Annotated in this window: 22 protein-coding genes, 2 rRNA genes and 3 pseudogenes; 9 read left to right on the top strand and 18 right to left on the bottom strand. The window is 55.5% G+C overall.

What is annotated here, in order from left to right:
* Positions 1-171: 171 nt before the first annotated feature.
* Entirely contained in the window at positions 172-3,750 is a 3,579-nt protein-coding gene (locus J4859_RS06015) for an FtsX-like permease family protein (RefSeq protein ID WP_212334202.1), read from the bottom strand.
* Between the two features lie 2 nt (positions 3,751-3,752).
* The gene (locus tag J4859_RS06010; protein WP_212334200.1) at positions 3,753-4,454 is read right to left on the bottom strand and encodes an ABC transporter ATP-binding protein; all 702 of its coding nucleotides are present in this window, start codon (positions 4,452-4,454) and stop codon (positions 3,753-3,755) included.
* Positions 4,455-4,546: 92 nt separating this feature from the next.
* Between J4859_RS06010 and J4859_RS06005 the strand changes: the two genes are divergently transcribed.
* The 3 genes from J4859_RS06005 to J4859_RS05995 are packed head-to-tail and all read left to right on the top strand — an operon-like array spanning position 4,547 to position 6,398.
* Positions 4,547-4,876 carry an acylphosphatase gene (locus J4859_RS06005; protein ID WP_249113774.1) on the top strand — a complete coding sequence of 110 codons (330 nt, stop codon included), beginning with the start codon at positions 4,547-4,549 and terminating at the stop codon, positions 4,874-4,876.
* Between the two features lie 5 nt (positions 4,877-4,881).
* Complete coding sequence (locus tag J4859_RS06000; RefSeq protein ID WP_212334198.1) at positions 4,882-5,832, top strand: nucleoside hydrolase; 951 nt, start codon at positions 4,882-4,884, stop codon at positions 5,830-5,832.
* A gap of 20 nt (positions 5,833-5,852) precedes the next feature.
* Positions 5,853-6,398: a hypothetical protein gene (locus J4859_RS05995; RefSeq protein WP_212334190.1), complete on the top strand. Its 546-nt coding sequence runs from the start codon at positions 5,853-5,855 to the stop codon at positions 6,396-6,398.
* Between the two features lie 206 nt (positions 6,399-6,604).
* Here J4859_RS05995 and J4859_RS05990 read toward each other — a convergent pair whose 3' ends face one another.
* The 7 genes and pseudogenes from J4859_RS05990 to J4859_RS05955 form a co-directional block, all read right to left on the bottom strand.
* Positions 6,605-6,754 carry a hypothetical protein gene (locus J4859_RS05990; RefSeq protein ID WP_212334188.1) on the bottom strand — a complete coding sequence of 50 codons (150 nt, stop codon included), beginning with the start codon at positions 6,752-6,754 and terminating at the stop codon, positions 6,605-6,607.
* Between the two features lie 468 nt (positions 6,755-7,222).
* A complete protein-coding gene (locus tag J4859_RS05985; RefSeq protein ID WP_212334186.1) occupies positions 7,223-7,495 on the bottom strand; it encodes a hypothetical protein in 273 nt (90 codons plus the stop codon).
* A gap of 110 nt (positions 7,496-7,605) precedes the next feature.
* Positions 7,606-9,048: a glycoside hydrolase family 1 protein gene (locus J4859_RS05980; protein WP_212334184.1), complete on the bottom strand. Its 1,443-nt coding sequence runs from the start codon at positions 9,046-9,048 to the stop codon at positions 7,606-7,608.
* Positions 9,049-9,750: 702 nt separating this feature from the next.
* Positions 9,751-10,815, bottom strand: a complete 1,065-nt coding sequence (locus J4859_RS05975; RefSeq protein WP_212334182.1) for a PTS transporter subunit EIIC — start codon at positions 10,813-10,815, stop codon at positions 9,751-9,753.
* On the bottom strand, positions 10,712-11,242 hold the full coding sequence (locus J4859_RS05970) for a PTS transporter subunit EIIB (RefSeq protein ID WP_212334180.1): 531 nt from the start codon (positions 11,240-11,242) through the stop codon (positions 10,712-10,714). Before J4859_RS05970 ends, J4859_RS05975 begins: the two co-directional genes overlap by 104 nt.
* Before the next feature lie 457 nt (positions 11,243-11,699).
* Positions 11,700-12,074 carry a transposase gene (locus J4859_RS16140; RefSeq protein ID WP_249113773.1) on the bottom strand — a complete coding sequence of 125 codons (375 nt, stop codon included), beginning with the start codon at positions 12,072-12,074 and terminating at the stop codon, positions 11,700-11,702.
* A gap of 106 nt (positions 12,075-12,180) precedes the next feature.
* Positions 12,181-12,531 (bottom strand): annotated as a pseudogene (locus J4859_RS05955) (transposase); the annotation flags it as partial.
* 782 nt (positions 12,532-13,313) lie between these two features.
* Between J4859_RS05955 and J4859_RS05950 the strand changes: the two are divergent.
* Positions 13,314-13,532, top strand: a complete 219-nt coding sequence (locus J4859_RS05950; RefSeq protein WP_212334174.1) for a hypothetical protein — start codon at positions 13,314-13,316, stop codon at positions 13,530-13,532.
* On the opposite strand, the gene J4859_RS05945 is transcribed toward J4859_RS05950, so the two are convergent.
* The 5 genes and pseudogenes from J4859_RS05945 to J4859_RS05925 all read right to left on the bottom strand — a co-directional run bounded on the left by J4859_RS05945 (position 13,529) and on the right by J4859_RS05925 (position 17,579).
* On the bottom strand, positions 13,529-13,720 hold the full coding sequence (locus J4859_RS05945) for a hypothetical protein (protein WP_212334172.1): 192 nt from the start codon (positions 13,718-13,720) through the stop codon (positions 13,529-13,531). The two genes, J4859_RS05950 and J4859_RS05945, sit on opposite strands and share 4 nt — an antisense overlap.
* Before the next feature lie 99 nt (positions 13,721-13,819).
* Positions 13,820-14,839 carry a dTDP-glucose 4,6-dehydratase gene (gene rfbB, locus J4859_RS05940; RefSeq protein WP_212334170.1) on the bottom strand — a complete coding sequence of 340 codons (1,020 nt, stop codon included), beginning with the start codon at positions 14,837-14,839 and terminating at the stop codon, positions 13,820-13,822.
* 56 nt (positions 14,840-14,895) lie between these two features.
* Positions 14,896-15,752, bottom strand: a pseudogene (rfbA, locus tag J4859_RS16815) (glucose-1-phosphate thymidylyltransferase RfbA).
* 691 nt (positions 15,753-16,443) lie between these two features.
* Positions 16,444-16,623, bottom strand: coding sequence for a hypothetical protein (locus J4859_RS05930; protein ID WP_212334168.1), 180 nt, complete (start codon positions 16,621-16,623; stop codon positions 16,444-16,446).
* A gap of 578 nt (positions 16,624-17,201) precedes the next feature.
* Entirely contained in the window at positions 17,202-17,579 is a 378-nt protein-coding gene (locus J4859_RS05925; RefSeq protein ID WP_212333687.1) for a helix-turn-helix domain-containing protein, read from the bottom strand.
* A 101-nt stretch (positions 17,580-17,680) separates the two neighbouring features.
* On the opposite strand from J4859_RS05925, the gene J4859_RS05920 reads away from it, so the two are divergent.
* The gene (locus tag J4859_RS05920) at positions 17,681-18,901 is read left to right on the top strand and encodes a glycosyltransferase (RefSeq protein WP_212334166.1); all 1,221 of its coding nucleotides are present in this window, start codon (positions 17,681-17,683) and stop codon (positions 18,899-18,901) included.
* Positions 18,902-19,038: 137 nt separating this feature from the next.
* Here the strand turns inward: J4859_RS05920 and J4859_RS17595 are convergent.
* Together J4859_RS17595 and J4859_RS05915 are read right to left on the bottom strand one after the other, a co-directional pair.
* Positions 19,039-19,149 (bottom strand): annotated as a pseudogene (locus tag J4859_RS17595) (hypothetical protein); the annotation flags it as partial.
* Positions 19,150-19,176: 27 nt separating this feature from the next.
* Positions 19,177-19,527 carry a GH25 family lysozyme gene (locus J4859_RS05915; RefSeq protein WP_212334163.1) on the bottom strand — a complete coding sequence of 117 codons (351 nt, stop codon included), beginning with the start codon at positions 19,525-19,527 and terminating at the stop codon, positions 19,177-19,179.
* A 742-nt stretch (positions 19,528-20,269) separates the two neighbouring features.
* On the opposite strand from J4859_RS05915, the gene J4859_RS05910 reads away from it, so the two are divergent.
* From J4859_RS05910 to J4859_RS05895, 4 genes are all read left to right on the top strand, one after another.
* Positions 20,270-20,479: a hypothetical protein gene (locus J4859_RS05910; protein ID WP_212334161.1), complete on the top strand. Its 210-nt coding sequence runs from the start codon at positions 20,270-20,272 to the stop codon at positions 20,477-20,479.
* A gap of 548 nt (positions 20,480-21,027) precedes the next feature.
* The gene (locus tag J4859_RS05905) at positions 21,028-21,165 is read left to right on the top strand and encodes a hypothetical protein (RefSeq protein WP_212334158.1); all 138 of its coding nucleotides are present in this window, start codon (positions 21,028-21,030) and stop codon (positions 21,163-21,165) included.
* 1,068 nt (positions 21,166-22,233) lie between these two features.
* Positions 22,234-22,497 (top strand): hypothetical protein, encoded by a 264-nt coding sequence (locus J4859_RS05900; RefSeq protein WP_212334155.1) that lies wholly within the window; start codon positions 22,234-22,236, stop codon positions 22,495-22,497.
* 45 nt (positions 22,498-22,542) lie between these two features.
* A complete protein-coding gene (locus tag J4859_RS05895) occupies positions 22,543-23,028 on the top strand; it encodes a transposase (protein WP_212334152.1) in 486 nt (161 codons plus the stop codon).
* A gap of 45 nt (positions 23,029-23,073) precedes the next feature.
* Here the strand turns inward: J4859_RS05895 and rrf are convergent.
* Positions 23,074-23,188 (bottom strand): 5S ribosomal RNA (gene rrf, locus J4859_RS05890).
* Between the two features lie 95 nt (positions 23,189-23,283).
* A 23S ribosomal RNA gene (locus tag J4859_RS05885) occupies positions 23,284-26,233 on the bottom strand.
* Between the last annotated feature and the right edge of the window lie 114 nt (positions 26,234-26,347).

Genomic DNA, 26,347 nt, shown 5'->3' with positions numbered 1-26,347 from the left:
AAACTTAGCTTCTGCCAAGATTCATCCTTTCCTTCAGCAAGCTACTGTTGTTCTCAAACACTGTTAAGTGTGCCACAAATAGCGCTTCCCTGCTGAACATACGCCGTGCAGTTCCCAGAGACAGTTCTTAAGAAGCTATCCGGGGCACCCACCGTCACACGATTTGCTTCCCTAGTCCACCGACTTCAAGGACTCGACCATATCGATACGGCGCAGCTTTGGGGTGAGGGCAGCCATTACGATCAGGGCAAAGACCATCGTGATACCAAGCGCCTGGAAGTAGGAAATCGTATGGATCGTGCGGCCGAACATCACAAGGTCGACCTCAACGGTCACGATGACGAACTGTTCCATAAAGTAGCCCCCAACCAAGCCGATTAAGGCCCCCAACAGCGTCAGCAGCAGCGTCTCACGGAAAACGTAGATCTCGACTTCCCGATGTGTAAAGCCTAAGACACGCAGGCTAGCGATCTCCCGCACACGCTCGGAGATGTTGATGTTGGTCAGGTTGTACAGCACGATGAAGGCAAGCATAGCGGCGGAGATAACGAGGATCATCATCACCTGATCCACCGTCGACATCATCGACCGATAGCTCTTGATCGTCTCATCGTTGAAGACCACCGTGTCAGTGCCGTCACGCCCATGGAGATCCTCCATGATGGCCTGATGCTCGCTTTCACCCCCACCGACATTGGCGTAGAGGTGGTCGAAAGTCGGATCCTGGCTGAAGGCAGCCTTATAGGCATCTTTGCCGACATAGACGTAGTTGTAGATGTAGTTCTCGACGATCCCGGTCACCTTAAGCGGCGTCCCATCGCCCGTGGCATTGCCGATCTCATCCTGTTGATAGACCTGTACGGTGTCCCCCACGTGCAGCCCTAAGTTTGTCGCCATCTTCTCCGTTACCAACACGGAATTGTCATCGAATTCAACTGGGCGTTTGCTCACGCGCTCGCGCATCGTGATCTGCTTTGACATCTCGGAGGTATCCTCCGGCACGATCATCTGCATCTGTTCAGGGTCGTGCCCATCGGTGCCCGCCTGCATGTTGTAGCTCGTGCCCCAAGCGGAGCTATTGTAGTGCCCCGTGTCCTCGAGGTACTGGATCGCGTTCTGTTTGTCCTCGTCGGTCGCATCGCTTCTGAACCCGAGAGTCAGGTTGTAGTGCATGATGTCACCGAACTGGTTGTTGATAATGTCCTGCACAGCGTTGCGTACGCTCAAACCGGTGAGCAAGAGCGCAGTGCAGCCAGCGATACCGACGATGGTCATCACGAGTCGGCGCTTGTAGCGGAAAATATTCCTGAGCGTCACTTTCCACAGGAAGCTGACATGTGCCCATAGGGGCTTGATGCGCTCGAGCAAGATGCGCTTGCCCGGCTTCGGGGCCTCCGGCACCATCAGTGAAGCCGGAGTCTGCTTCATCTCCACCCACACCGCGACGAGCGTCGCAATCAGGGTGATACCGACACCTGCGGCACCCGCGCCGAACCCGAGCCCCGGATCGATCGGTAAGGGCAACGAGGGCAGTGGTACTACGTACATGATGCCGTAGGCGTTCATAATAACGTAGGGCAGGAACTGCGAGAGGAAGAGGATGCCGATAACGGCACCGGTCGTGGAAGCGAGCAGCGCATAGATCAGGTACTTGCTTGCGATCTTCATCGTCGAATAGCCGAGCGCCTTGAGGGTGCCGAGCTCCACCCGGTCGCTCTCCACCATTCTCGTCATCGTCGTCAACGCGACGAGAGCCGCCACCAAAAAGAAGAAGAGCGGGAACACGCCCGCGATGCGGTCCATGCGGGAAGCGTCATTCCCATAGCTCAGCTGTCCCACGCCCTGATTCCGGTCGAGCACATAGATATTCGGCGCCTGGATGGAGTTCACCGCGTTTTGGGCATTCTGCAGTTGTTGTGCCCCATCGGCGAGCTGCTGGGCGGCATTCAGCCGTTGATCGGCCAGGGTGGTCAAGCCTGTAACCGTATCCGCATAGCCCTGCGTTATCTGATTGGAACCGTCCAGGAGCTGTTGCGTTGAGTCTGACAGCTGCTGCTCTGCGGCGGCGAGCTGCCGGGAGGCTTCCATGCTCTGCTGCGTGTACTGCTCCCAGCCCTGTGCGAGCTGTATTCTCCCCTGGTTGATCTGATTGAGGGCGGACTGTGCCTGATCCAGTTGATCTTGCCTTACTCTAAGCTCTGCCTCAGCGGAGTCGAGCTGTGAGGTTCCCTGTGCCAGTCCGTCGTCGAGCTGATTTAAGGTTCCCGGGATGATCTCATCCACGATGGTCTGGGCTGCCTGACGTAGCTCTTCAACAAGGCCATCACCACTGCCTGAAAGGTCAATGTCGCCGAGGGCTGTGCGCACCTGTTGGGCGACCTGTCTCACCTGGTTCTGTACGTCCTGTGAGGTCGGATCGATCAAGTCAGTTCTATAGAGGTCATCGGCTGCCCTAAGGGCGCTCTGCGCGGTGCTCCGCAGTTGTTCGAGCTCTTCCTCAGTGGGGATTCCGGTCTGCTGCAGGAAGCCGGAGAAGGCATCCCGGCTCGCCTCGATCACACCGAGATCAGCCCGAGCCCGCTCAATTGTCGCACGTGCCTGAGCAGTCTGCGCTCTGCCCTGCGCCACCTGCTGTTCATAGGAGGTGACATCGTCCTGGGTGATTCCAACCTGTGCCTGCGCCGCATCGAGCTGAGCCTGGGCATCGCTTAACTGTTGGCGGGTTTGATCGAGCTGTGCCAGCGCTTCGGCGCGGCGCTGCTCAAGCTCTTGGCGTCCCTGCGCCAACTGATCCTCGCTTGAGCGCAGCTGATCACTGCTCTGGCTCAGGGTATCGAGCGCCTGGTCGAGCTGCTGCTGGCCTTGATCCAGCTGATCCTGCACACTTTGCGCCTGCTCGTTATACGTATTCCTCGCATCATCGACCTGCTTCTGCGCTTCGGCTTGGATCTCTGAAAGCCTTGAGGCTGCAAGCTCCGGGGACTCTGCCCTGAGACGGTCTTCAACCTCCTCGACTGCCTTGTCGTAGCCATCCGAGTACGCCTGCTGCTGGTCTGCCCCCTCCACAGTCACATAGACCTGGGTATAGGGCATCGAGTCAGAGAATGCCTCACGCGGGACATAGAGGTACTGCTCCAGGGAGCCACCGCCGAGTGTGGTAGTACCGAGTACGGTCTGGTCCACATAGTCCGCATCACGGACGAGACCGACTACCGTGAAGGTCTTCTGGGTCAGAACATTGTCCAGATCGGTACTGCCATAGAGGATCGCGATCGTGTCCCCGATGTGTAAGTCTTCTCGCATCACGCGGTCGTAAGACATCACGCACTCATTGGGGGCCTGTGGCCACCTACCCTCGATCAGATCGATCTGGTTGAGGTAGCCTTTCGCATTCGGATTTCTCCCCAGGGGTGCAGCTTCGGGCAGTGCGCTGATGCGCACCACATATTGGTCGGAGTTCAGGGATGCCATCGCATCAGTAGAATAGGTGGGCATCACGTCCTTGACGCCCTCTACGTCTTGAATCATATCAACCTGATCCTGGGTTAACCCCATCGAGGAGATCAGGCGGATATCGTAAAGTTGGGTGGCATCGTAGTAGTTATCCGCACTATAGCGCATATCCCGGCCGGTCATATTGAGGCCGACGAAGAAGCCGCAGCCGAGGGCGACGATGCCCAAGATGGCCAGAAAGCGCCCCATCGAACCGGTGATCGAGTGGAAGAGATCCTTTGCGAATGCACTTCTCATGACTACCAAACCAAGGTCGAGGCGTCGACCGGATGCTCGTTGATTTCATTGCCCGTCGCATGCCCATCATGGATCGAAATCACGCGGTCGGCGATGTCCTTAAAGGCCGCATTGTGGGTGATTACGATCACGGTACGGCCGCTGTTGCGGCAGGTATCCTGCAGCAGTTTCAGAATCGCCTTACCGGTCTGATAGTCCAGGGCGCCGGTCGGCTCATCGCACAGCAACAGCTTCGGATTTTTAGCGATCGCGCGCGCAATGGAGACGCGCTGCTGCTCGCCGCCGGAGAGTTGCGCCGGGAAGTTGTTCAGACGCTTTCCCAGCCCGACATCCTTCAGGACTTCCGCCGGATCAAGCGGATGTTTGCAGATCTGTGAGGCTAACTCCACGTTTTCAAGCGCGGTGAGGTTCTGGATCAGGTTGTAGAACTGGAACACAAAGCCGACATCGTAGCGTCGATAGAGCGTCAGCTCCCGTTCGTTCATCGAGGAGACAACCCTATCACCGACTGTGATGGTACCCAAGGTGCAGGAGTCCATCCCACCGAGCATGTTCAGGACCGTCGTCTTGCCTGCTCCGGAGGGGCCAATAATTACGACAAATTCGCCACGCTCACAGGTAAAATTCATATCTTTGACCGCAGCGACATCCTTTCCGCCCATGTTATAGATTTTATTCACGCCGGAAAATTCAACGAATGCCATGCCTCACTCGCTTATAGAATAATATGAAGTATAGATAACTTGTCATTATACACATTCAAAAACGGACACGAATTCCAGGAGATGAGGGAGAAGTGGCTGAGAACAATCGGGGAACCTCCGATACTGGTGGTCTTCGCCGTATCAAAGTCCATTTCACCGGACAGGTTCAGGGTGTCGGTTTCAGATGGACTTCACAAAGGTTAGCAACACAGCTCGGGCTCGCCGGCTGGGTGCACAACGAGTGGGATGGCACCGTCAAGATGGAGCTGCAGGGCCTCAACGAGAGGATCAAACAGTTTTTCGGACTGCTGCAGAACCAGTACAGCCGCTGGCACATTGACTATAGGATCGCAAACATCGACGATATCCCGGTCGATCCGGACGATCACGACTTTATCGTGCGCCTGCACGGAGTAGAGTAGCTGCCATGGAAACAACTCCCGTCATTATCGACACCGACCCGGGTTGCGACGATGCGCTCGCGCTGATGCTTGCCCTCGCCTCGCCTGAGTTGGACATCCAGCTCATCACCTCCACGGCAGGCAACGTCCCCATCGGACTCACGACTCACAATGCCCGTCTCATCGAGGACTTTCTCGGAACCAAGGTCCCGATCGCTAAAGGCTTTTCCGCCATGAGCGTCACTGAAGACGGCTATGACGACTACCACCACGGCGCCACCGGCCTTGGGGCGTTTCAGTGTGATATCGACGTCACCGGCGATGGATTGCTCCTACCGGAGACCGCCGTGCAGGCACAGGTAGATCTCCTGATGCAGGCACAGAAAAAGGTCACGATTGTAGCGCTCGGCCCTCTTACCAACCTCGCGGTACTGCTCAGGGACTACGGCAACGAGGTCCGCCCCCACATCTCTCGTCTCATTATCATGGGTGGCGCCTTCGGGCGCGGCAATATCGCCCCCTACACCGAATTCAATATCGGATGTGATCCGAAAGCTGCGGCTACCGTATTTTCCTCAGGGCTGCCGATCACGCTGCTCCCGCTTGAGGCTGCGAACATGGCGCTCCTGACGCTCGATGACCTCAACGAACTGAGCCAGCTCAACAGAGTCGGCAAAGCTGCCTCAGAGCTCATGTCGAGTCCGAAGGGCCAGGCCCCCGAAGCGACCAAACCGCTCTTTGACCCTTCGACGATCGCCTATCTGATCCACCCGGAGTTCTTCAAGACTGATTCGTACCACGTCGAGGTCGAATGTGAGGGCACCTATACCCAGGGTGCCACGGTGATCTATCAGGGAGAGAAACGGGAGCCCCAGATGGATAAACCCCCTATCAATGTCGCATATAGCGTGGACGTTGGGAAATTCAAAGCTTGGATCAGGGAGACCCTCGCGCGCTGGTCAACGCATGGAGCATGATCGGTATGAATGCACAAGCTTTGGCACAGATTAAGGCCGGGCATCTTGAGATGGCAGTATGCTGCGCGTTCTACCTGATCTGGTGGATCATCTTCTTTTGGCCCAAAATCTACCATCGGGTTGCCACGGGCGCTCCTAGGGTCTTTGGGATCATCTCCATTATCGGGGCGGTTGTCTTCGGTCTGCTCGGCGCAGTCGGTATCGCTTCAGGCGCAGGTAAACTGAATACGCCCGTCGCTGGTGTCGCGACGCTCGTCAGCGGTATAGCGCTCTATATCTTGTTGCTCTTTATCACCCATCGCCTCTTTCAACGCAACCTCACTACGGAGCTGGTCCTGTTTGTCGCGTGGATCGTTCTGGAGCTCTTTTGTGCCTATGGGCTTCAGGCAGCCGGCCTCGCCGGTCAGGCAGTCCTGTTGATCATCCTCGCACTCGCCGGCTTTGTGATTAGCCTCATGTGCTACGTCCTCTACTACCACTTAGACCCAAAGCCTTCCTTTATCGATGGGTGCTTACCGCTCGCCGCGATCGGTGTGATCAGTCTGGTTATGGGGCTCGTCCTCTAGGGAAATGATGATTAATTCGCCTCGATGAGGTCGCTGGAGCCACACACTGTATGTCGCCGGCTCAAAATGTCTCGAACCACGCAGTGCTCATACCCACATAGATGCCTATCTGTCTTCTGGATATGGTATAGCTACATCCACACATTCCTGCATATCCAAAAGACAGATATGGACAGACAGATGAGCTTTTAAGACCTGGCGGATTGTCAAGCTGAGTGCAACATCTCCCTAAAGACCTCGCTGGCCGTCCTGTATTTCAGGACCTTCCTCGGCCTGTCGTTGATCATGCCGAATACGCGCTGTACCTCATCATCGGTGAGCTTGGAGAAGTCCGTGCCCTTAGGGGAAGAACTCACAGATGAGGATATCGGTGTTCTTAGCAGTGGGCTTCTGCTATAGGTGGTGGGGATGGCAGAAGTAGAACTGGACACCGCCGAGCCTCTCGCTCACCTCCGCGCAGGTGGCGACCTGCTTGCCGCGCTCAGGGGTGGTGGTCTTGCGGTCACGGCCTAACAGAGCCGTGGCCTCGACCTCGTGTGCGCGGCGGCCTTGCCACCTACGAGTAGCCGCGACTCAGCGATCTGCGATTGTCACCAGGCAGGGCCCTTCCGGCTTGCCGACGAGTGTGTCGTCTGCCCCGTCACCGAGCCTTAAGCGCTCGTGTGCCTGCTTGGGCCTCTCTGAGATGCCGCAGGAGACTTTGATCTTGCCTCTCCTCTCCTTGTGCCCCCTGTGTGTTTGCTTCCCCTTCCCGCACAGATGGCGGCGGAGCTGGTCCTGTGGGGCGCATCAAGGATATCGAGCTCGCCTGAGCCGACGGCGCGCTAGATAGACGAGCCGCCGGGCCCAAGACAAAGCCTTTTGTCTATGTGCTCGGGCGACCACCGCTCGTCTGCGATGTGCTCCCTCACCTTTTCGGCCAACGCTGGGCCCGAGAGCCTCTTGTGCGGTTTGCACCTTGTGTGCCTGCCGTTCCTTTTCAGCTTACAGCTGAGCGCGGAGCTGTCCCTGCCGATGTCGCTGACCGCCTTGCCCTCGGCGTGCAGCTCGGCTATCCTGTCGCGCTGCTCAGCGCTAAGATGTGTGTAGTGGCGCATTGCTCCTTGACCTGCGACGTTGATTGAGACAACCAACATCGTAGCCTTCGGACGTGTGCCATGACCTTTGTCTGGCGCTATTCTGTTGCACTCAGAATGCTAATTCCGCCCTAGGAAAGGTCAGCTCCGTTGCTCTTGATGATCTTCTGATAAGCGTAGAAGCTGTCTTTGCGACTACGGTTGAGGGTACCCGTGCCGTCGTCGTGTTTGTCGACGTAGATAAAGCCATACCGCTTTGCAAACTCACCGGTGCCAGCGGAGACGATATCAATCGGTCCCCACCAGGTGTAACCGATAAGATTGACACCGTCTACCACCGCCTCACGCATAGCAGCGACGTGCTTTCTCAGATAGTCGATACGGTACGTATCGTGGATGGAACCGTCTGCTTCCACCTTGTCTCGCGCACCCATACCGTTCTCGACGACCATAATCGGGATTTCATAACGGTCATAGATCTCGTTCAAAGCATAACGCAGACCATCAGGGTCGATCTGCCAGCCCCAGTCAGTGGAAGGCAGATAAGGATTCTTGCCACCTATGGTCATATTACCCTGAGCCTTTTGGAGATCCTTATGCGTGCCTACTACGTTGGACATATAGTAGCTGAAGGTGTAAAAGTCCACTTTGCCCCCAGCGATATCGTCGAGGTCGCCCGGCTCCATCTTGAGTTCGACATTGTTTTCTTTGAAGTACCGACGCGCATAGGCAGGATAGTAGCCACGGACCTGGACGTCGGAGCAGAACCAGTTGGACAAGCGCATCTGCGCTTCGTTCGCGAGGATATCCTTCGGATCGCAGGTGGCAGGATAGCTCAAGATGAAGCAGTCCATATTGCCGACCTTGAAGTCAGGATACTTCTCATGGGCAAGCTGAACCACACGGCCTGAAGCGACAAACTGGTGATGCAGCGCCTGGAAGCGCTGCTGTGGGGTAGTCTTGAGTCCTGAAATCGGACCATTATAACCTTTCACCATGCTAGTGGAGAGCAGGGTGCCCATATCAGTAGTGCCGGTGTTAATCTCATTGAAAGTAAGCCACCAATGTACCTTATCCTTGTAGCACTTAAAGACCGTTTCACAGTAATGCACGAAGCAGTCAATGGTCTCACGTGATTCCCAACCGTTGTACTTCTCGACTAAGCCCCAAGGCATCTCGTAGTGACTCAGCGTCACCAAAGGTTCGATATTGTGCTGATGCATACAATCGAAGAGAGAATCATAGAAGGCAAGGCCAGCTTTGTTCGGCTCCTTCTCATCGCCATTCGGGAAGATACGGCTCCAGGAGATGGAGACCCTGAGCATATTGAAGCCCATCTCGGCAAAAAGGGCAATGTCATCTGCATAGTGATGATAAAAGTCAATGCCATCGTGGTTCGGATAGAACACACCGGGCTTGATATCTTGTGTAAGCATACGGGAAAGCTTGAAACTACCACCCGTTAGGTGGTCATCGATCGAGGGTCCTCGCCCATCAGCATCCCAAGCACCTTCGCACTGATTTGCTGCCAGGGCACCGCCCCAGAAGAAACCGTCGGGAAACTGTTTGCTCATGTTTGTCCTTTCTCGAAGGCGGGGCCTACCCTGTGTGGACCCCGCAACATTTAAACATCCCTCTATTAGGCCACAATTGACCCGAGAAGGGCCCAATGTTGTCCGGGCCTTTGCCTACAATGCATGTCGCCAAACAAAGACATCGAGAAACGGAAAGATCCGGATAAACTCAATGATACTGCAGCGGATCGAGAAGATAGGCATCGCAGAGAAGTGCGAGATCCTGGAAAGGCTCAAGGCCTTCATCGCTAAGAAGATAGCAGGATCTACCCTCACAAGTAAACCCAAGAGATGCTTAAGGTGCAGATCTGCAGACCTCTTCTGTAAGGGGCACTCTGCACAAGGCCATCACAGAGGGAAGTGTTGCTTCTGCGGCAGGATCTTCTTGGAGAAGATGGGATCGGCCCTGAGGCCACCCAGGCACATCCCTTTCTGTCTGCTGCCAGGCAGATGGGCTCTCCCTCGACGAGTCGTTTGCAGGTGGCGAGGCAGTGGCTCGGCCACTGCCTCGCCCGCTTCCTGTGGACAAAACAGGCGAAGCATTTGAAGCAGGACGGCAAGGAGATACTCTCAGGACAGCTCACAGAAGGCAGCTATGTCCATACGAGGTGTGCTTGTCGACATGCCCCAGTCTCTCTGGGACTGGTGGAGGACAAGGGCCGATGTCAATGGTGGTCTAACAGAGAGTTAAACATTAAGAACTTATGCAGCCGCTGGTGCGGGCTCCGGCACGTTGTCCTTGTACGTCGCCATCGTTGCCGCAAAGCCGATGACCATTGCGATCACGCAGCCGATTGCCGCAGTGAGGACACTTCTCAGTCCTGTGCTGCCGATGGTATCAATAAACGACGCGAAACCGATGACGCCTGAATAACCCATGCTGAACATGGTAGTACCCGTAGCGCCGATGAAGGCACCGCCGATAGCGCCTGCGATGCATGAGATAACGAAGGGCTTTCTTCTCGGCAGCGTGACACCGTAGATAGCGGGCTCAGTCGTACCGAAGAGACCGGTAATGAACGCAGGCAGGCACATATCTTTGAGACTCTGATCCTTGGTCTTGATAGAGATAGCAAGGACAACTGCGATCTGCCCGAATGTACAGCAGAACTGAGGAGCCAGAATTAGGTCATAACCCTGTGTTGCCAGGTTGGCAAGCGTAATAGGAACCAGAGCCCAGTGAAGACCGAAGATAACAAGCACCTGCCAAAGGGCACCCAGAACGGTACCGGTGATAAGGCCACCGACCTGCGGGATGCCATACAATGTATTGAACATAAGTGTAACGAGGCTCGTCAGTATGCTTGCGATCGGGCCGATGACCAGGTAGGTCAGAGGGACACTGATAACAAGGGTCACCAGTGGGACGGTGAAGAAGCGAATCATTGCCGGAATATTCTTGCGCAGCGGCTTCTCGATCTTGGAGGCAACCCATACGGCCAAAATGATCGGCACGACGGAGCTCGTGTAACCGGAAGCTGGCATAATGATCGGGATACCGAGAAACGTCATCGAGTATGCCATCTCAAACGGGGTTCCCTGGAAGACATAGCCCAGTGTCCGTGCGGTTGCACCAACCATAGACGGGTTGGAGTTGACCATATTCGGATAGCACAGAGAGGCACCAATTGCGATGCCGATGAACTCGTTGCACCCGAATTTTTTAGCGGAAGTGTAACCCAAGATAATCGGGAAGAAGTAGAAAAAGCCTTTGCCGACTGAATAGAGCACCTGGTAGGTGCCGGAATCCTGGGTGAATAAATCCAAGGAAGGTACACAGGGAGAGCAAGCCCTGAATGAGGCCGGCAGCTGCCAGTACTCCTAGGCAGGGCTGGATGATGCCGGAGATCAAATCAATCAGGACACCAATGGCGCCACCTTTAACGGTATCGACACCCTTATCCCCTTCTCTATAATCTTCCGGCACCTCGCCAGCGCCTTGAATACCACCTATTCTGAGTACAGCTTCATAAACATCGCCCACGTCCGGGCCGATGACGACCTGATATTGGCCGCCAGCCTGCATAATTGTAAGAACGCCTTTGGTGTCCTTCAAAACGTCTGTGTTGGCCTTCGACTCGTCCTTAAGCTTAAAACGTAGTCGTGTAACACAGTGAGCGGCGGAGATAATGTTGTCCTTTCCACCCACGTTTTGGATGATAGTTTTCGCCAGATCATCGTATTTGCCTGTCATGAGCTTCCCTTCCACGTAAAAAACTAGTCCTTCCTACTATCTGCATGCCCTAACACCAGGGACGCTTGGACCATTACAAAGACAGTGTAAGGCGACTGATATACATCAACGGATACGAACAATCTTTATTCTCACAGATCCTATGATTATTTCTCTCTATGTTAGACCACGATTGACCTAGGGAAACGATGATTAATTCGGCTCGATGAGGTCGGCGGAGCCGCACGCTGAGTCAAGTCCGAAATCGTGTGTAAATTGCCTCATAAGCAAACGCCCCTGCGAGCCGTCACGAAGCGAGCCTCATCCGCCGCTGCGTGCGGGCTATCTCCTCGAGATCCCCCTTTCTCCTCTCATAGCTCCTCTACCACCAGCAGCCAGTACTGCTTGCTCTTGGCGGCCCACCTGTCGTTTCCCTCGATGAGGTAGGTCCCGACAAGCCTTATTAGCGAGCCCTTACTCAAGAACACGCCGAAGCCTTCGCCCAGCGCATCCCCTCTGTGTTGAGCCTCTCGAGGCAGTTCGACGTCCTGGTGCAGCTGCGTGTCGCCTGCGGGAGGGCCATGAGCGTCATCGCGTCCTTAAACCCGGCGTCCAGGCGCGCCAGCGCCTCGGGCGCCTCCGCGGCGATCTCGTCGCGGTGTGCCCTGGCCTCCTTAAGCGTGGCGCAGTTGAACATCTCCATGAGCTCTAAGCAAAGGCACGCCCGCAGCCGCTTGGGGGCCGCGTCGGAGACGTTGCGCGAGAAGTGCGCCTGAAAGCGCTGCCAGGGCACGTCGGGGTAGACCTTCTGCAGTGCGAGCACGAGCCCCTCGTGGGCGTCGGAGAAGAACATGCTTGAGCCCGAAAGCCCTCGGGCGCGCAGCGAGGAGAGGAACCTCCCCCCAGGTCTTACGCGACTCGCAGGCCTTAAGCCTAAACCCTATGAGCTCCTTCATCTTGTCCCTGGTCATCCTCATCGCGATCATGAGCGCCATCGGGCAGATCCTGTGGTCGACTCTGACCTTGAGGTAGGTCGCGTCCACCATGACGAACAGCTAGTCGCCCTCGATGCGCCGCGTGCGGAACTCCTCGACGGCCCCGTCGAGCTCGGCGCAGGCCTCGGCGACCGTCGAGTCGGGCAAGCCCCTGTCGCAGATCGTCTCCATGAGTTTGCCCACCTTCGCCGTCGAAGCGCCGCCCAAGACCATCTTCGCCATGGTGGTCACAAGGGCGGCCTCGCTGCGCTTGTAGTTGTCGAACACCATGGTCTTGAAGGGCACACTGCACCGCCTTGAGACGGTGAGGTCTATCGTGGCGACGCGCAGCGTGAGGGCGCGCTCGCAAGCGCCCCGCGCCGATCTGCTCGGCCGACTCCGCCCTCAGATCGGCGTTGAGCGACTTTTGCAGCATGAGCTTGAACGCCTCCCCGCTGGAATCTTCGAGCAGCCGCATTATCTCGTCCTGGTTAAGTGTACTATTGATCTGAGCCATGTTCGGGCCTCCAAGTCTTCTTGTTCTCTGACGATTGCAAATGATACTTGGAACCCGAGCCTCTGGCTCATTCCTCTATTTACACCACTTTACGGACGTGACCCGCACGCTGTATGCCGACGGCTTAAAATGTCTCGAACCACGCAGTGCCTATACCCACATAGATGCCTATCTGTCTTCTGGATATGGTATAGCTACATCCATACATTCCAGCATATCCAAAAGGAAGATATGGACAGCCAGGTGAGCTTTTAGGACCTTAAATCCTAAGGTCTTAGGAGAAAGACTAGACGAGAGGCATTCCTGGAGCGGATGGATGCAATCGTTGTGTGGGATAGCTGGATTGTTCTGGTAGATACCAGCTACCACTGACAGGCTCTTGTCAGGCATGTGCGCGCTGCAAAGACGATGCTTTAGGATGTATCCTGCTTTAGGTTATGTTTGCTCTCTTAAGACAAGGAAACCTAAGGATGCTATCCTGGATTGTCACTCCTGGTGGCGCTTCTATGCACGCAGACCTCATGCAGGCGCAGGTGCCAGATGCAACGACACTTGCGAAGATGCGCCATAGCCTTAAAGCAGCAGGGACTCGGTAAAGCTTGTGCTTCACGACCTGAATTCAGAACTTGAAAAGGCAGGGATCACGGCACGGGGCGGCTCCATGGTGGATGTGACCTTCACCTGGGTCTTAAAGCTTCACGAAGAACAAGGACCACACGTAACCCTTAAAGCGCACCAGTCCAAGAAGGGGGGAGCCTGGTGTATCAGATACAAGGCGCATATCGGCGTGGATGCCGCAGGCGGCCTTGTGCATGCTTAGGTGTACAGCTGTTTGAGGCACGGGTGGAGCCGCTCTCGTGGATCGCCTTTATCTATTGGTGCAGGGTCGAGCTGGCGATATCGTTGTCGGCGCGTATCTCTGTCCGGACTCTTGTTGTCGTTGTTAGGCTCAACGATCTGGCGCTTGAACTCTCCTGAGAACTTCCTGGGGTGCTTAGGGTCCGCCATCGCAGGCCTTCTTTCCCAAGCGCCCCAGTCCCTCATAGGATTGTCCCTTTCATTGTAGCCACTCCACTTGAATGCGAACTCAGACATGTACCTGTCTCCCTACTGCCCTTGCTCGGAGTACTTACGCTCGGTGGCCTCCTTGGCAGGGCGCCACCAGCTCTCATGCGTGCGGTACCACTCTATGGTCTGGGCAAGGCCTTCCGCAAAGTCAGTGTGGACAGGCCTCCAGCCGAGCTCTCGCTCCAGCTTCGTCGGGTCGATAGCGTATCTCCTGTCGTGGCCAGGGCGGTCACGCACCCAGTCGAAGGCATCCTCCGGCTGGCCCATGAGGGAGAGGATCTCGTGCAGGACCTCTATGTTGCTCTTCTCGCCGTTGGCACCTATGAGGTAGGTCTCGCCGATGGTGCCCTTCGTGAGGATATCCCAGACGGCACGGGAGTGGTCCTCGGTATGTATCCAGTCGCGTACGTTCTCGCCCGTGCCGTAGAGCTTGGGGCGTATCCCGCAGAGGATGTTTGTGACCTGGCGCGGTATGAACTTCTCCACATGCTGGTAGGGTCCGTAGTTGTTGGAGCAGTTAGAGATTGTAGCGCGGATCCCGTAGGTCCTCTCCCAGGCACGGACCAAGAGGTCGGAGGATGCCTTTGTAGAGGAATACGGCGAGCTCGGCCTGTACGGATCGTCCGGCTCGAAGCGGCGCGGCTCATCGAGTGCCAAATCCCCATACACCTCGTCCGTGCTGATGTGGTGGTAGCGAACATCGTATTTCCTTGCCGCCTGCAGCAGCCTATAGGTCCCCACGACATTTGTCTGCACGAAGGGCTCAGGGTCTGCTATTGAGTTGTCGTTGTGGGACTCCGCCGCATAGTGGACGATCGCATCGTGTCCGGGGACCAGCTGGTCCAACAGCTCCGCGTCGCAGATGTCGCCCACGACGAGCTCCACCTGCGATTTAGGAAGTCCCGCAATGTTTGCAGGGTTCCCTGCATAGGTGAGCTTGTCCAAAACTGTGATGTGGCACTCGGGGTGGTTCTTCACCACCCAGCGCACAAAGTTGGAGCCTATGAAGCCGCAGCCGCCCGTGACGACGATATTTGTCGGCTCGAAGATATCTGGCATTGATACATCACATCCCACAGGTTGCATGACTGATGATAGCTGACGAACAAGGGCATCTAGTCGTCCCTCGTGAACTGGATACGGCGGTCGAGCACCTTCCGGAGATGCTGGCCATAGGGGTTGTTGCCGTACTCTTCGGCTGCAGCCTCAAGCTGCTCTTCCGATATCTAGTCGCACTCATATACGATCTCCTCGATCCTCGATGACGGAGATCATGATGCCCTGGGGTATCTCGATGGTCCGCACGAAGTTTGATGCCTCGTAGAGCGACTCCATCGTGCCGGTATCGAGCCAGGCATAACCGCACCCCAATGTCACGACATCGGGATCCTCCGCCCTGAGGTACATCTCGTTGAGCGACGTAATCTCGAGCTCGCCTCTCACCGAGGGCTTCACTTCCTTCGCCATATCGCACACTCTGGAGTCATAGAAGTAGAGGCCCGTAACGGCGGAGCTTGACTTCGGGCACCCCAGCTTCTCCTCGATAGAGACAACATGGGCGTCCTGTCGAACTCCACGACACCAAAGCGCTCGAGGTCGTCCACATAGTAGCCGAAAACTGTGCCGCCACCTGACTGCTCCGCTTTGTCCACGGTGTGGTGCAGATGCCTCGAGAAGCCGTTACCGTAGAAGATGTTATCTCCCAGGATGAGGGCTCAGGGGTCGCCACCTATGAAGTCCTCGCCGATGATGAAAGCCTGTGCGAGGCCATCGGGGATGGCTGCTCTGCATAGCTCAGCAAGATACCGTACTGGGAGCCATTCCCCAGAAGGGCCTCGAAGCACGGCAGGTCTGCAAGCATCGAGATGATGAGGATATCCTGTATGCCTGCCAGCATGAGCGTGGACAGCAGATAATAGATCATCGGCTTATCGTAGACCGGCAGGAGCTGCTTCGAGATGACCCGCGTCAAAGACTAGAGACACATTCCGGAGCCTCTAGCGAGAATGATGCCTTTCATAGGGCGTTCCATTTCCTTTCGAAGGAAGCCTTCATTCACCAACCGTCTATTATTCTAACAGCCAAGTAAATGAGGGGCGATAGACCTACGTTGAGCTGCGAAGGCTTGCATCGGCCACCATCATATGGCGAACCACTCTTGCAGTCCCAGGCCACCTATCACGAGCTTTGTTGATCCAGAAGAGCTAGACCTACCAGTTAAGGTAGCTTTTGCATGGTGGCCTTGGATATGTCTGTGAGGTACCAGAGGTAGCGTTTGAGCCACAAGCAAAAGATTGTTCAGGAAAGCCCATGTTCTCAAGACAGATACGCTCTACCGCATCGGCCCTGTAGACCTTAAGAAGCCACTGTGAGCGCGCGCCTTGCCGTAGAGGATCGTGGCTCCCTTCTGAGGGTTCTAAGGGCATCCTTTAGTTCTTTTCGTGGATGGCTTGCCATGGCTACATGCTACAGTGACCGGGTCTTTGTGGGCATCTATCGCTAAAGCGATGCAGAGGAGCTGCGCCGACAAGCTGCGCTTGCTCGCCTGTCTGAAGATGTGGGGAAGATCGGTGTCAGCGATGTTAGGTCTCATTGAGGCAGGCGCGCTTGCTGAGGATGATTCTGTCTTGGTAGCCATCGACTGCCTAGAAAACCCTCTGCCTTTACTCCCAGGTTGTCTGGTGGGTGATGTCCGACTTCCTCGGCTGTGAGCCCAAAGGCAGGCTGTAGCGCATGAGGTGGATGAAGAAGACCCATCTCGCTAGCTCATAGCAGGTGTGCTTAAAGACAGCTCCCGTAAGCGAGCTGTAGCTGCAACCGCACGCAGGGCACTTCGGATGCATCCTGAAGCTTTCCTTTCGCTTCGCTGAGCGTGCCTCATGCCAAATCGCATCTTAGCGGCTGCGTTCTCCTACGGCTTGGACAAGAAGCTTGAAGTTGTCGGCAGACAGGGCGCCGGCCCGCTTCTGTAAAGGAATTCTCCCACCTCTCCATATTCGGCTGCCCCATCTGCCATAAGGCTACCGCCCGAGACTTGTCGCCAAACAAAGCAGACAGCAAACCCTATGGCAAACGCTTTATTCGGTAGGGTGAATCTTCAGAGTAAGTACAACGTGACCCCGCAGAAGACCTCCAGCAGGCACTTCCAGCCCAGGCGCTTGCAAGGCCTGCGGTTGAGGGTATCGTACACCTCCTGGGCCTACTCGCCGCTCACGTCGTCCAGGGATCTGCCCTTCGAGAAGAAGTCGCGAAGGAGCCCGTTGGTGTTCTCATTGATGTCCCGCTCCCAGGGGATAGCAGGCAGAAGAAGACCAAGCACTGAGAGCCTCCTGAAGCCCCTCGGTGTACGCGAACTGCCTGCCGCGCTCCAGCGTGAGCGTCTCCATCGGCTTGCCGCAAGGCGCCCCTTCGATTGCTGGCTTCACCTGCGCGCACATCTTGCCTTTGGCGAGGATCCCGCTCTTGCAGTCCCGTGACCAGGCACGCGCCACCCTGGGTGAGCAGCGCTGCTCGAAGATCTTCTCGCAGACGATGCGTACGCTTCGGGGTCGCCAGCAGCTTTTTGTGCCTGTACCTCCTGCTTTTGCGCCGTGTGCTCGATAGCGTAGGCGACGCTGTAGCGGCTGCGCTTCCTCACGTGCCATAAGTTGCGCTTGATCTTCCCGGAGACAATCGACTTATCGCAGCCGATGGTGTCTGGGCTGTCCTTGTCGTGGAGCATGATAGCGATGGTCTCGCGCTGGTAGATGCTAAGATGGTAGTAGCGGCTCATGAGATCCTCCCAGTCGGTTTCTTTCACAAGCACCCTTCTAGGAGCCCGCAGGCTGTGGTCTTTTCAGGAGCGTTGCACTAGCAGTGAATAATCACCTCTGGAACGTCGTTTTGAGTGGAGGAGTCAGCATGCCCAAAGCCTCAATCATTATCCCCTGCTATAACGCCGAGAAATATCTTGCTGACACGCTTGCGAGCGCTCAGAACCAGACAGAGCGCGATATCGAGATCGTCTGCGTCGACAACAATTCGACCGATTCAACCCGAGATATCCTGGACAAAGCAGCCCAGAAAGATAGCCGTATCCGCATCCTCGAAGAGGCAGTGCCAGGAGAAGGCCCAGCACGGCAGGCTGGCTTTGCTACTGCCACAGGTGAATGGCTCTATTTCCTCGATGCAGACGATCTTATGGAACCGCAGCTTCTTGAGCGGGCCATGGCAATGGGCGAAAGCAAGAACGCCGACCTCATAATCTTCCGCACGTATACCCTGAATGACGTCACGGGAGAGGTCATTCCTATCAGCTATTCATATCTGCGCGATTGGCTGCCCGGGAATATGGATGTCTTCGACCCGCACGAATGGCCAAAGTACATCCTCAACTCCTTCCAGAACTGGGTGCACAACAAGCTGTTCAGAGCATCCTTTGTCCATGAACATGGCCTGTCCTTCCAGCCACTCCACAGGACAGCAGACCTCCTCTTCACCTGCCGTGCCCTGACAGAGGCGCACTGCATCGCACTACTCGATGAGTTCCTGCACAAGTACCGAATCAACAACGCAAGCAGCACAATGGCAACAAGCGACAGCTATCCTCTTGACTTCTATGAGGCACTCATAGCCCTGAGGGATACCCTGAAAGAACAGGGGACATGGGATCTCTACCACGATTCCTATATCAGCTGGGCGGCTATCAGTGTCATCGCCAACCTGGAGACAGCCCGCTCCGTCGACGGCTTTACCGCCATAGCTGACAGGATGAAGCAGGGAGGGCTCGAAGCGCTTGATCTGGCAAAGACAGATATCTCGTCTCTCGAAAGCCCCTGGCATCAGCAGCGCATCCAGGATATCCTCCATCTTCCTCTGACCGATCTTATCTTTGTCCACTATGCAGATCTCAAGATCAGGCGCAACGGATGCGAGGACCATGCTTCGCGTGTACGGATGGAGAATGCAGATCTTCACACCGAGGTGAAGCAGCTCAAGAACCGAATCACCGGACTGGAGCATGAGGTGGAACTCAAGGATAAAGCAATAGAGGGCTTCGAGCATTCCATATCATTTAAGATAAGCCGTTGCATCACAGCCCCTGTTCGCGGACTGCGCGACAGGATGCAGAAGCGACCATAGGCATGTTCCTGGCCCTCGGCCAGATTGCATACCCATATGCTGAAGGGCCAGCCGGACCTCTTGCATCCGACTGGCCCTTCAGGACAGTACTTTGTGCACCGTATCAGGCGGGGAGCTATATGCCGTGCCATCCCTTCCCCGTTCCAGCCTATGATCTGAAGCGATGCGTATTCAGAAGAGCTCGTCGTATAGAGATAGCCACCTGTATAGGGATTATAGAGACGGTAGACCCCACTTCCAGAGGTCAGTACATACCAGCCTACCCCCTCGTAATTTCATCCGATTGACCTCAGGTTGTCTCTCTCGTTTGAGGAGAGGGTATAGAGATGCTCTCCAGAATACGGGTTGTACAGGCGATAGACCTCTATAGATGGTCGTCTGAACCTGAAATCGAGACCCACATTGCCTGTTATCCCATCGACGCTTCCTTTGGAAGTGCACTGCCAGAACCAATAGTCTCCTGTATAGGCGCACTGGTAGTTGTACTGTGTTACCCAGCGAGACCAGCTCTCGAAGCAGGAATCCGTCAGATAGTTGTTCCACCAGTTGAGATTAGCATAGACGCCTGACGTATATCCTGCATCGGCAATCTTCTCGCAAAACTGGGCTGTAATCGTCGCAAGCACAGAAGCGCTCTTCAGCAGGGAGATATCCTCCAAGTCCTAATAGACAGGAAGCGTTGAATGCAGGTCAGAGATGGCATTGAGCCCATATTCCGCCTCGCAAGAGCCAGCATCAGAAGAGATGCTGAGGTTTGCGTAGGGGTAGTGATAGATTCCGTAATGGATGCCCAGGCTCTCACATGCAGAAGCATTGCGCTTCAGATAGCTGTCATGCTGGCTTGCATCCGTCGTGTCGTCGAGCCAGCCGTAGCTGCTACGGATGATGGCAAAGTCTATCCCATCGGCAGCGACCGCTTCTCAAACTATCGACCCTTGATGTGAGGAGACATCAATTCCCTTTGCCGCGGCATTCCGGATCACAGGTCCGCTGCTCGAGATATAGCCTTCGCTTATCTTGGACCAGTCACCCGTCGAAGAAGGCATCCGCTCCTCCTATTCTGCTGCATTCGTATCTGGCTGGCTTACCGCTTCGCCCATGTCATACCGGAAGCTCTCAGGCAGATCGACCTTCATGCGGTAAACGATATTCTCCACTGAGCTACCCGTCTCTTCTGCCTCTTCCGCCTGGACTGCAGCCGGAATGGCAGGTATCGGCACAGCGGCAGCAAGGGTAAAGAATGACCGTCGGGTCAGTCTCATAACTCGCTGTTAGACCATAATTGACCTAAGAAGGGCCCAAAAGTGTCCGGGCCTTTGCCTACAATGCATGTCGTCAAACAAAGACATCGAGGAGCAGAGGCCCCGGATGGATCCAATGATACTGCAGCAGATCGAAAAGATGGGGATCGCCGATAAGCGCGAGCTCTTAGAGAGGCTGAAGGCGCTCATAGCCAAGAAGATGGCAGGCTCTGCCCTTGCGGGAACACCCAAGAGGTGTTCGAGGTGCAAATCACTCAGTTTCTATTGCAAGGGCCACGACGCGTGTGGCCTTAAGAGATGGAAGTGTTGCTCGTGAGGCAAGACCTTCTTCGTAAAGACAAGATCTGTCCTGGCTATGTCAAAGCTCACGGCCACCACATGGGCCGCATATGCAAAGGGCACGCTTGCAGGCATGACGCTTGAAGAAGCTTGCGAAGAGCTGCCATGTGAGCCTTAAGGACATTGTGGTTTTATGCGCATGAGGCCCTTCGAGCTGCTGCAGGCAGCGCTTGGCGCCTTCAGGTATGGACCCACCGTCTCCTGCCAAAAGATCGGGATCTACATCGACGAGTCGCTTGCAAACAACAGGGCAAGGTCGGCCATCCAGATGCTGAGAAAGGCGCACACGCACGGCCATGTAGTGCATTGCTGTGGCATATCGAACAAGAAGGTCTGCGTGGAGTGCTGCGCGTATGACTTAAGCGACGAATATGCCATCCTCTGCGGCAGGGGCAGGCCCGAGGACGAAAAGCTGACAGATACCCTTTCAGGTATCGTCGACAGCTTATGGGTCGCCAGCGACGACCATACAGGATATGCGCACGTGGCTCCCCTTCGCTTGGGGTCTTCAAGCACACAGCGAGCGTGGCGAAGAAGGCCGTGCACGGCGAGTTCGACCTCGTCAATGCGATGCAGCGAAGGCTGTACGAGTTCCTGCTTTTCTTCCATGGGGTCTTCTACGAAGTGGCTGGGGCACTTGTCTTGCCTGCTTCCTGTGGATAGAGCAGGTGAGGCATTCTGAGCGGGAGAAGAAGGATATACTCTCAGGCAAGCTTGCAGGAGGCAGGTATGTTCCATACCAGGTGTGCGCTCATAGACATAGAGCAGCCCTTCTGGAGCTATTGGAAGGACAGGGGCGTCAGGTCGATCATGGTCTAACAGCGAGTTTGGCATAGAAGTCCCTCAAGGCGGCGTCTCGGCAACGAGATTCACTAGCCCTGTCGTGAACTCCTTCTGATTGCTCATATGACCCAAACCCCTGTTAAGCGGCAATGCAGTCTCGGAACCTTGCCCATTCTCATATTCTCGGATACCGTGCACGCGCACGGCCCGTACATCGATACGGAGGAGTAGCTACAATGAATGAAACAATCCCATGAGGGACTGAGGCGCTTGGGAAAGAAGGCCCGCAATGGCAGATCCCCAAGCATCCAAGAAAGTTCAGCGAGAAGTTCAAGCACCAGATGGTTAAGCTCTACGACAACGGCAAGCCGACGTCTTAAGATACTTGAGGAGTACGAGCTGCGCCGCTCGACTCTGCACCTTCGGGTGAAGGCGATCCATAAGAGCGGCTCTACCAGAGCCGCCGCAAGCAGGACCCCTGAAGAGCAAGGGCTCATCGAGCTTGCAAGGGGAAACAGACAGCGCTGATATACGCACTAAGGTAGCCGTGATAGAGGAAAGTACCGATCACTACCCGATATCTGCGCAATGGTAAGATCCTAGGCGTGAAGAAGCTACCCTACTGCTCGATTGTGCTGCTGCAAGAAGGCTGCCCTCGAGTCAGATCCCTTAAGTGGAAACGTAGTCGCTGCGCAGACACGACAGTCGCAGGCGCTGTGGCGCCAGGAAGGGCAAGCTCGCCTTCTGAGGGCGCAGACGCGATAACGTAGAGGGTACACGCCTATGCACCCAACGAATCCAAGCTGACCTGCATCCTTAAGCGTGTCTTCGACGCTCACGTACCGCACACCCACCTTACAGGCGAGCTGGCCTACGTGTGCGTGCTTTGCATCTGGCACCTGAGTCTGTCTGCACCTTGAGCTGGACATCTGCCATATCGGCGATCACATGCCCGGCGCAAGGAAGCTTATGAAGTCAGCCTTTGTAAGCGTGACGTTTTTGCTCTTCGGCAAAGACGTGTCCCACACCAAGTGCGGTTTTAAGTTTGACAGTGCAGCGATAGGTGAGCTCTTCGAGATCATGCAGTCGAGGTACAAGAAGGGCTCTCCCGTGACAGCACTATCGTCAAGTCCACCAACACGATACAAAAAGCCGAGTTTGTCTACCACAAGAGCTTTGAGAGCCTCTATGAGCTGCAAGCTGAGCGCTTAGGTGTGGTGGTACAGCTACGAGCAGATGCACTTAAAGCTAAGTTAGATGAGCCCAGTCAAGTTCAAGGAAGAAGTCCCTCACGATTCCGTTCAAATAGATGTTGCCAATCCCAAGGGCAACCTCGCCCACGCATGGACGCTCAAGGAGGACCTTCAGGGCCGTCTTAAAGCACGGAGGATGTGCAGCACCTGGATGAGGGCTGCCGCATACTGCAGGATCGCGCCTGTAGGCGGTATCGAGAAGAAGGTCAGGCACAGACGTACCGACATCGTGGCAGCCGTCGAGCTCGGAATCGGCAGTGGGCGCGTGGAGTCGATCAACAACAAGATCAAGGTGGTGCTGCCTATGGGCTATAGCTTCAAGAACACGGACAATCTGGTATCGCTGCTCGTGCTGCGCTGCTTAGACCTGCAGCCTGTGATGTCCTGGGAGGACAGGGCCGAGGAGGCAAGGAAGGTCGAGGCCAGCAGAAGACGCGACTGTGAGCGGTCAAGAAGACGGCGGAAGGAGCGCTTCTCTGCTGCCGCCTAGCTTTCAGCCACAGGGACCAACGAAGGCTCAAAAATATCCCTCGTTGGTCAGCGACGACCTACCCTCCCACGGACTACACCGCAGTACTCTCGGCGCTCGGGGGCTTAACTTCTGGGTTCGGAATGGGACCAGGTGTACCTCCCCTGCCATAATCGCTGACCAACGAGGGATATTCTCTTGTGAAGGGAAACGTGTACCTTCAGGGCCGCATAGCACACATATAAGGCAAAAGATATATCGCATACGTGATATCGTAAAAAGAAGAGCTCGGCCGATTAGTGCCGCTCGGCTCAATGCATTGCTGCACGTACACCTGCGGTCTATCAACCTCGTGGTCTACGAGGGGCCTTACCGAAAGGAAAACTCATCTTGGGACGGGCTTCCCGCTTAGATGCTTTCAGCGGTTATCCCAACCGGACTCAGCTACCGGGCAGTGCCTGTGGTAGACAACCCGTACACCGTAGGTCCGTCCACCCCGGTCCTCTCGTACTAGGGGCAGCCTCCCTCAATTTTCCTACGCCCACGGAGGATAGGGACCGAACTGTCTCACGACGTTCTGAACCCAGCTCGCGTACCGCTTTAAATGGCGAACGGCCATACCCTTGGGACCTGCTCCAGCCCCAGGATGCGATGAGCCGACATCGAGGTGCCAAACCTTCCCGTCGATGTGGACTCTTGGGGAAGATCAGCCTGTTATCCCCGGAGTACCTTTTATCCGTTGAGCGACGGCCCTTCCACTCAGAAGCCGCCGGATCACTAGAGCCTGGTTTCCCATCTGCTCGGCTTGTTTGCCTCGCAGTCAAGCCTGCTTGTGCTCTTGCACTCAAAAGGATGATTGCCGACCATCCTGAGCAGACCTTACGCGCGCCTCCGTTACTCTTTAGGAGGCGACCGCCCCAGTCAAACTACCCACCAGACACGTTCCCCGTGCCGGATCACGGCCACGGGTTAGGATGCCAGAACGTCGAGGGTGGTATTCCAAGGGTGACTCCACTGAGACTGGCGTCTCAATATCTCAGTCTCCCACCTATCCTCTACACGACGGACCGGCAGCCAATGTCTAGCTGCAGTAAAGGTTCACGGGGTCTTTCCGTCCTTCCGCGGGTAAGTCGCATCTTCACGACTAGTGCAATTTCACCGGGTCCATGGTTGAGACAGCGTCCAAATCGTTACGCCTTTCGTGCAGGTCGGAACTTACCCGACAAGGAATTTCGCTACCTTAGGACCGTTATAGTTACGGCCGCCGTTTACCGGGGCTTAGATTTGCTGCTTTGCTTGCGCTGACAGCTCCTCGTGACCTTCCGGCACCGGGCAGGCGTCAGACCCTATACGTCGTCTTACGACTTCAGCAGAGTCCTGTGTTTTTGATAAACAGTCGTTTGGACCTTTTCACTGCGGCCACATCCAGCTTGTGCAGCACGTGCACTCACACGCTGTGGCACCCCTTCTTCCGAAGTTACGGGGTTATTTTGCCGAGTTCCTTAACCATGGTTCTCCCGATCGCCTTGGTATATTCTACCCACCCACCTGTGTCGGTTTTGGTACGGGCTCCGAGTATCTCCCGAGAGGTTTTTCTTGAAAGTATGGGCTTGCTCACTTCGCTCAATCGTTTCGGGCGCCACCTCAGTTTATAGCGGCAGGCCGCATTTCACTGACCCGCCTACCTACGTGGCTCCACGGGGACGTCCAGAACCCCGCTTGAGCTACCCTGCTTTGTCACCCCATTGGTAAAAACGATACGTTGGAGGTGCAGGAATATCTACCTGCTGTGCATCGACTACGCCTTCCGGCCTCGCCTTAGCTCCCGACTGACCCTGGGAGGATTAGCCTTGCCCAGGAAACCTTAGGTTTACGGCGCAGGCGTTTCTCACGCCTTTCTCGTTACTCATGCCAGCATTCTCACTTCTTGCAAGTCCACGCAAGGTTATCCTTGCGCTTCACCCCATACAAGAAAGCTCCCCTACCAAAGTATCTATAAAGATACAATCCGTCGCTTCGGTACCATGCTTAGCCCCGTATATTGTCGGCGCATGTCCACTCGACCAGTGAGCTATTACGCACTCTTTAAATGAATGGCTGCTTCTGAGCCAACATCCTGGTTGTCTGAGCAAACGCACATCCTTTGCCACTCAGCATGAATTTAGGGACCTTAGCGGACGGTCTGGGCTGTTTCCCTTTCGAATACACGGCTTAGCCCACATATTCTGACTCCCAGGCTCTGAAACGCTGGCATTCGGAGTTTGATTGGTGTCGGCAGGCGGTGAGGCCCCCTCTACCATTCAGTGCTCTACCTCCAGTGTTGAACGCCTGAGGCTAGCCCTAAAGCTATTTCGGGGAGAACGAGATATCTCCAGGTTTGTTTAGCCTTTCACTCCTATCCTGAGGTCATCCCCTCAGTTTTCAACCTAAGTGGGTTCGGCCCTCCACGGGGTCTTACCCCCGCTTCAGCCTGCCCCAGGATAGCTCACCTGGCTTCGCGTCTACAGCATGCGACTCAATCGCCCTATTCAGACTCGCTTTCGCTTCGGCTCAGTTTCTGACTTTGACCTTGCCACACACCGTAACTCGCTGGCTCATTCTACAAAAGGCACGCCGTCACACTTACGCAAGGTAAGCGCTCCGACTGCTTGTAAGCACACGGTTTCAGGTACTATTTCACTCCCCTCCCGGGGTGCTTTTCACCTTTCCCTCACGGTACTTGTCCACTATCGGTCACGGAAGAGTATTTAGGCTTGGAGGGTGGTCCCCCCTGCTTCCCACCGGGTTTCACGTGTCCGGCAGTACTCAGGAACAGGCTCATGCGCTCTGTGTTGGATTCGCGTACGGGACTCTAACCCTTTTCAGTCAGCCTTTTCATGCTGTTCTGCTTCCGCAAGCGCTGCACTTTATTGCCTGCCCTACAACCCCGTCTGCGGTTTCCCTACAGGCGGTTTGGCCTCATCCCCGTTCGCTCGCCACTACTTGGGGAATCTCGGTTGATTTCTCTTCCTCCGGCTACTGAGATGTTTCAGTTCTCCGGGTTGCCTCGCCTAAGAATATGTGTTCTTCTAAGGCGTGCCAGAAAATGAGTTCTGGCGGGTTTGCCCATTCGGATATCTGCGGGTCAGCGAGCATGTGCCTCTCACCGCAGCTTATCGCAGCTTGTCACGTCCTTCATCGGCTTTCCGTGCCTAGGCATCCACCGTGTGCCCTTACCATCTTCTTTTTTTGCTTAAAACCTTGTCTTTCAATGGTTGGGATATCACTACCATCAATGTCTTTGCATTGATGCGATCAGATGCGATTATCTTTTGCTAGAAAAGAAAAATTGTTGCTTTTG

This window comes from Atopobium sp. oral taxon 416 (genome assembly GCF_018128285.1).
Lineage (GTDB): Bacteria > Actinomycetota > Coriobacteriia > Coriobacteriales > Atopobiaceae > Olsenella_L.
Note: the sequence above shows the minus strand (reverse complement) of the source record. Positions and strands in the feature narration are given on the sequence as shown.

Excerpts from the sequence above, each read along its gene's own strand:
- rfbB (WP_212334170.1), bottom strand. The coding sequence starts at position 14,839 with ATGCCAGATATCTTCGAGCCGACAAATATCGTCGTCACGGGCGGCTGC.
- J4859_RS05895 (WP_212334152.1), top strand. The coding sequence starts at position 22,543 with ATGAGCCCAGTCAAGTTCAAGGAAGAAGTCCCTCACGATTCCGTTCAA.
- J4859_RS05945 (WP_212334172.1), bottom strand. The coding sequence starts at position 13,720 with ATGGCGGACCCTAAGCACCCCAGGAAGTTCTCAGGAGAGTTCAAGCGC.
- J4859_RS16140 (WP_249113773.1), bottom strand. The coding sequence starts at position 12,074 with ATGTTCTTCTCCGACGCCCACGAGGGGCTCGTGCTCGCACTGCAGAAG.
- J4859_RS05970 (WP_212334180.1), bottom strand. The coding sequence starts at position 11,242 with ATGACAGGCAAATACGATGATCTGGCGAAAACTATCATCCAAAACGTG.
- J4859_RS05920 (WP_212334166.1), top strand. The coding sequence starts at position 17,681 with ATGCCCAAAGCCTCAATCATTATCCCCTGCTATAACGCCGAGAAATAT.
- J4859_RS06015 (WP_212334202.1), bottom strand. The coding sequence starts at position 3,750 with ATGAGAAGTGCATTCGCAAAGGATCTCTTCCACTCGATCACCGGTTCG.
- J4859_RS05980 (WP_212334184.1), bottom strand. The coding sequence starts at position 9,048 with ATGAGCAAACAGTTTCCCGACGGTTTCTTCTGGGGCGGTGCCCTGGCA.
- J4859_RS05900 (WP_212334155.1), top strand. The coding sequence starts at position 22,234 with ATGCCCGGCGCAAGGAAGCTTATGAAGTCAGCCTTTGTAAGCGTGACG.
- J4859_RS05985 (WP_212334186.1), bottom strand. The coding sequence starts at position 7,495 with ATGCGCCACTACACACATCTTAGCGCTGAGCAGCGCGACAGGATAGCC.
- J4859_RS05910 (WP_212334161.1), top strand. The coding sequence starts at position 20,270 with ATGGATCCAATGATACTGCAGCAGATCGAAAAGATGGGGATCGCCGAT.
- J4859_RS06000 (WP_212334198.1), top strand. The coding sequence starts at position 4,882 with ATGGAAACAACTCCCGTCATTATCGACACCGACCCGGGTTGCGACGAT.
- J4859_RS06010 (WP_212334200.1), bottom strand. The coding sequence starts at position 4,454 with ATGGCATTCGTTGAATTTTCCGGCGTGAATAAAATCTATAACATGGGC.
- J4859_RS05930 (WP_212334168.1), bottom strand. The coding sequence starts at position 16,623 with ATGCATCCGAAGTGCCCTGCGTGCGGTTGCAGCTACAGCTCGCTTACG.